The organism is Chryseobacterium contaminans (assembly GCF_001684955.1).
In the GTDB taxonomy this organism is placed as follows: domain Bacteria; phylum Bacteroidota; class Bacteroidia; order Flavobacteriales; family Weeksellaceae; genus Chryseobacterium; species Chryseobacterium contaminans.
In genome coordinates this window covers 1-5,176 of the sequence record NZ_MAYF01000131.1, presented here as the reverse complement: position 1 = coordinate 5,176, position 5,176 = coordinate 1, and the positions used below count along the sequence as shown (strand labels likewise).

5 protein-coding genes and 1 pseudogene are annotated in these 5,176 nt (G+C 36.5%); 2 read left to right on the top strand and 4 right to left on the bottom strand.

Going from position 1 to position 5,176, the window contains the following annotated elements; translation table 11 throughout:
• Nucleotides 1–87 precede the first annotated feature (87 nt).
• Entirely contained in the window at nt 88–381 is a 294-nt protein-coding gene (locus BBH99_RS09340; RefSeq protein ID WP_045499073.1) for a hypothetical protein, read from the top strand.
• Nucleotides 382–511: 130 nt separating this feature from the next.
• The gene (locus BBH99_RS09335) at nt 512–1,318 is read left to right on the top strand and encodes a hypothetical protein (protein WP_066694897.1); all 807 of its coding nucleotides are present in this window, start codon (nt 512–514) and stop codon (nt 1,316–1,318) included.
• Between the two features lie 71 nt (nt 1,319–1,389).
• Here BBH99_RS09335 and BBH99_RS09330 read toward each other — a convergent pair whose 3' ends face one another.
• The 4 genes and pseudogenes from BBH99_RS09330 to BBH99_RS09315 form a co-directional block, all read right to left on the bottom strand.
• Nucleotides 1,390–2,367 carry a polyprenyl synthetase family protein gene (locus BBH99_RS09330; RefSeq protein ID WP_066694895.1) on the bottom strand — a complete coding sequence of 326 codons (978 nt, stop codon included), beginning with the start codon at nt 2,365–2,367 and terminating at the stop codon, nt 1,390–1,392.
• 75 nt (nt 2,368–2,442) lie between these two features.
• Nucleotides 2,443–3,321 carry a hypothetical protein gene (locus tag BBH99_RS09325; RefSeq protein ID WP_066694893.1) on the bottom strand — a complete coding sequence of 293 codons (879 nt, stop codon included), beginning with the start codon at nt 3,319–3,321 and terminating at the stop codon, nt 2,443–2,445.
• A gap of 388 nt (nt 3,322–3,709) precedes the next feature.
• A complete protein-coding gene (locus tag BBH99_RS09320; protein ID WP_394333780.1) occupies nt 3,710–4,654 on the bottom strand; it encodes a sterol desaturase family protein in 945 nt (314 codons plus the stop codon).
• Nucleotides 4,655–4,731: 77 nt separating this feature from the next.
• Nucleotides 4,732–5,176 (bottom strand): annotated as a pseudogene (locus BBH99_RS09315) (23S rRNA (adenine(2503)-C(2))-methyltransferase RlmN); the annotation flags it as partial.

The window sequence follows — 5,176 nt, the reverse complement described above, 5'->3', positions numbered from 1 at the left end:
TTTTAAATTAATTTTAATTTTTAATAATCTTTTTTAAAAATTTGATAATAAAAAAAATTGTGCTTTATTTTGAAAAAAATTGTAAAGATGGAAAAAAAGTCACCTCATATATTGAATGCATCCAGCAATCTTTTGGGGTTTTCCTTGATTATTATTACCTCATTAAAAATCGCTAAGATAAGCCACAATACGTATTTAGACGAATTTGCCGGACTTGCCTGTATTCTTTTTGCTTGCAGCTGCTTCTTTTCATTTCTGGCTATCAGGACGGGAAATAAAAAACGGGAATACACGTTTGAGAGTATTGCGGATTATTTATTTTTAATCGCTTTATTTTGTATAGTTCTGGCGGTTATTATTTTAACTCTGAAAATAATTTAATTCAAGCCCATACATCAAATTATCATTATCCAAACAAATCCCATAGATATTTATCTATAAACGACAATTTTAAATCTTTCGGTATATTAATTGTAATTATTTTTAAAATAATTTAAAAAAGCACTAGAAGATGTTAAAGAAATTACTAACCGTAGTTAAGGTATTTGCCTTTTCTACATTTTACTTCGCACAGGTAGGGATAAACACATCAAATCCTCAGACGACCTTTCATATTGATGGAGCTAAAGACAATGCAACCTCCGGAGCTCCTTCTGTATTACAGCAAGCTAATGATTTCTCAGTGACCAATACAGGACAAGTAGGAATCGGGACTATTTCACCAACGGAAAAACTGGATGTAAGTTCAGGAAATGTACGTGTCCGAAATATCAATTCCAATATTGGAATTGGCGGAACAGACAGAGTAGTGGTAGCAGACGCTACTGGTGTTCTGAAAACGATTGACTTTACAGCGTATTCATTATTTCACGCCCGCTTGGCTGCTGACCAGAGCACCACTTCAGCTACCATTGCTACCCTTATGTTTGCTACCCCGGTTGCCACTTCCCCATTTTACGCTTACAATACCTCTACAGGGGTTCTGACCTTTAATCAGGCAGGCAATTATCTGGTGACACTACAGGCAAGTTTTTCAAATATTTCTGCAGGAGCACAGTTACTTTTAGGAATCAGGCCTGTTCCGGACAGTAATTATCTGGGAAGAGGAAGCCACTATGCAGGAGCAGCAACTCCTGCCCTAACTTCCACCACAAGAATTGGTGAACTTATGAATTATACAACTGTAATTGTAGTGCCTACAGCAGGTTATCAGATTCGTTTTACAGCGGCTCCCAATCAATCATGCACTATCTTATCAACGGAGATGGGACCTACAGGAAACGGAAATGTGACTAATGTGACGGTACAGAAAATATAAACAGAAAAACATAAAAACAAAGCTTCGGCGCACCTGCGGTGCGCCGAAGCTTTGTTTTTTATTAATATTTTTTAAAACTTTCTTTCAATTACATAATCCAGCATAATATGTAAGGATTTTCTTGCTTCAGATTCCGGGAATTCATTCAGGATATCCTTTGCCTTTTGCTGGAAGTCTTTCATTACTTTGATGGCATACTCCAGCCCACCGGAACTTTTAACAAACTCTATCAGCTCCTTTACCCTTTTTGGATTGTTATTATAACGCTTGATAGTATCGAAATAGTATTTTCTGTCCTTTTCACTGGCCGTTTTCAGAGTATGAATCAAAGGCAGTGTCATTTTTTGCTCTTTAATATCAATTCCTACCGGTTTACCAATTACATTGGAGCTTAAATAATCAAAAAGATCATCTTTGATCTGAAATGCCATTCCTGTAAAGGTCCCGAAATCCATCATCTTTTTGGCCAGGGCTTCATCTGCATTGTTGGAAAGAACACCTATCTCGCAGCAGGCAGCAATTAAAGTAGCTGTTTTCTGACGGATAATTTCATAATAAACATCTTCTGTAATATCCAGTTTTCTGGCTTTCTCCAATTGAAGAAGTTCCCCTTCAGACATTTCACGAATTGTTCTTGAAATAACCCCCAATAAATCGTAATCCTTATGGTCTGTAGATAATAATACTGATTTTGAAAGCAGATAATCTCCTACCAATACAGCTATTTTATTCTTCCATAAAGCATTAATGGAGAAAAAATTACGGCGTTTGAAACTTTCATCTACCACATCATCATGTACTAAAGTAGCTGTGTGAATCAGCTCAATCATGGAGGCCCCACGATAAGTCTTTTCAGTAACATTTCCTACCAGTTTGGCACAAAGAAATACGAACATAGGACGCATTTGTTTCCCTTTGGTGGTAACAATAAAACGGGTTACTTTATCTAATAAAGGGACTTTACTCTGCATTGATTCATAAAACTTCTGTTCAAAAAGTTTCATTTCATCATTGATCGGTCGTTTAATTTCTTCTACTGTATTTGCCACAATCTGCGAATGCTGGGTGAATAAAATTATTAATTCTCACAAAGATAATTTTTTTCGCTCAATTTTAAACGAAAATTAATCTTTGAATTGTTCTTTGGGGATAAAATAAAGGGCCGGCTTAGTACTTCCTAATGGTGATTTAAACTTTTCTCCTGAAATAGAGATTCCTGTTTCGTCTATAGCAATACCTTCAATCTGCCCTATCGATAATGCACTTCCCAGATAATAATGCTTAGGTCTTTCTTTAAAAAAGATTCCGGGTTCTGCTTCTGTAAAAACATCTATAAATACTTCTGTTTTCTTACTGTACCCTATCAAATAAAGCTTCTTATCAAAATAGGCCGCATCTGTCACCATGAAGTTTGTTTTATAGGTTTCTGCCTTTACAGCATCCTGTTTTTCATTCTTTTCAGGATCAATGATATAATGTACCGTTGACTTTGATACCCATTCTTTGGTAAACAAATGTATTTTTCCATGGGCATATACCATTGCTTCTGCATCATAATCGGTATTAAAATAACTGGATTTATAATCGGTCTGCTCCGGATAGTGGAATTTAATTTCTTTTATCTGATTATTTTGTAAACTATCCCCCTGAAAAGGAACCTTATAAATGGTAAGGTGTCTTCTGCTTCCATCATTATTCCCGAAATCACCAATATAAAAATTACTTCCGTCATTTGTTAATGCTTCCCAATCTGTATTTTTAGCATTTACTTTTAAGGTTTTCAGGACTTCTCCTGAGGTTTTATTGATCTCATAGAGTTCAGGAGCGTTTCCACTATCATTAAAAGTGTAGAGTTTTCCGTTAAAAATATTCAGTCCGGAAGTTTCCTGGATTTTATCATCCAAATGGCTGACTCTGTATTTTTTTATTTTCAGGAAATCTGTCTGTTGAGAAAATGCAGTTTGAAAGGCCAGAAAAGCCAATAACAGAAATGTTCTTTTCATAAAGCAAAAATAGGGCTTTTAGTTTAAATGGAAGATTGTTGGGTGAGAGGGTTTTAGGATTTGGGTGTTGGAGAGTTTGAGGGTTTACGGACTTGAGTGTATAGCATGTATGAAGTAAGGGAAAAATAAGAAATAGAAGGGAAAATGGTGTGTCTACTGGTAGTATAAACCACCCCGTCAAAAATTCTTTGAATTTTCGCCACCCCTCCAGAGGAGTGGAATAAAGGCAGTCATTTTTTACTCATTAAGATGATTACTATTAATAGATTTCATCCTATCTACTTCTGCTTTCTATTCCCTATTTATTGTCCTTCCCATTCCTAAAAACAGAAAGACGAGCTAAAAGCCCGCCCTTCCATAGAGATTTTTATTGATTTTATTTTTGAAATTAAGCAGTTTTCTGCTGTTTCTGATTTTTTGCCTGTTCTTTCTCTGCCTGTTTTGCAAAGTACTCTTTCTGATACTGTCTTACTGTTTTTCCGGTTCCATCATGTCTCCATCCCGGTGAGTTGAAAATATAGTTGATTCTATCAGTGAATTTTAATCCCGGCTGTTTCAGATCTTTCCAGATCTTTCTCCATTCATAGAAAAGTACCGTATCAGGTCTGTTATCCGGCATTTTTGGATAGATACCATATTTTACAGGAATATTCGGGTCTTCTTTCTGGAAGGTTCCAAATATTTTATCCCAGATAATTAAGCACATTCCCATGTTTTTATCAAGATACTTGATGTTGCAGGCGTGGTGAACACGGTGATGAGAAGGAGTTACCAGAATATGTTCTAAGAATCCCATACTTTTTACCGTTTGGGTGTGCACCCAGGTTCCATATACCTGTCCGATAGCGTAGGCTACCATAATATGCCAGGGGTTAAACCCTAAGAACGCCAATGGTGAAAAGTATAAGTATCTGTAAAGCGGCTGTAATACCGGGCTTCTGAAACCTGTTGTAAGGTTGAAAAATTCTGAGCTATGGTGCGTAATATGAACAGCCCAGAATGCTCTGGAGCGATGATCCACATAATGCAGTACATAATAAGCAAAATCTGTAATTATAAAGCAAGCTATCAGATACCAGATGCTAAGATCCCATGAAAAAAGTCTGTGATTGTAGAAGAAAAACATCACTCCCATCGCAAACGCCTTCATGATCAGATCAAGACCAAAATTCATCAAAGCAAGATAAACATTGGTAGCAAGGTCTTTTCCACTGTATAACTTTGCTTCTGAAACGTGGCTGTAAATCATTTCAGCTAAAATAACTGTAGCATGCAAGGGAACAGCCCAGGCATATACATGTTCCAGCCCGTCCTCGCTCATAAGAAAATCCATCATCACAAAATAATTTGTGCAAAGGTAGGGTTTTAAGCGATGCTTTAAGAGAAATTTAAGGTTTTTTTAAGGAAATTTTAATCCGCAGTTTTGTTAGCCAATTGCCCGCAGGCAGCATCAATATCACCACCACGGCTTCTTCTTACCATTACCGTAATTCCTGCATTTTCAAGCTGGCGGATATAGTTTTCTTCAGCCTGTTTGTTACATTGGTCATATTTTCCGTCTCCGATCGGGTTGTATTGAATAAGGTTCACCTTTGAAGGAACCTGCTTACAGTATCTAATTAAAGCTTTGATATCTTCATCTCCATCATTAATTCCTTTCCATACGCAATATTCAAAAGTGATTACTGAACCTGTTTTCTGATACCAGTATTGAAGGGCCTCCATAATATCCGTTAACGGGAATTTATCAGAGAAAGGCATAATTTCATTACGTTTTGCTTCAATGGCTGAGTGAAGAGACAGTGCTAATTTCACACGCAATTCGTCATCAGCAAGCATTTTGATCATTTTTGGA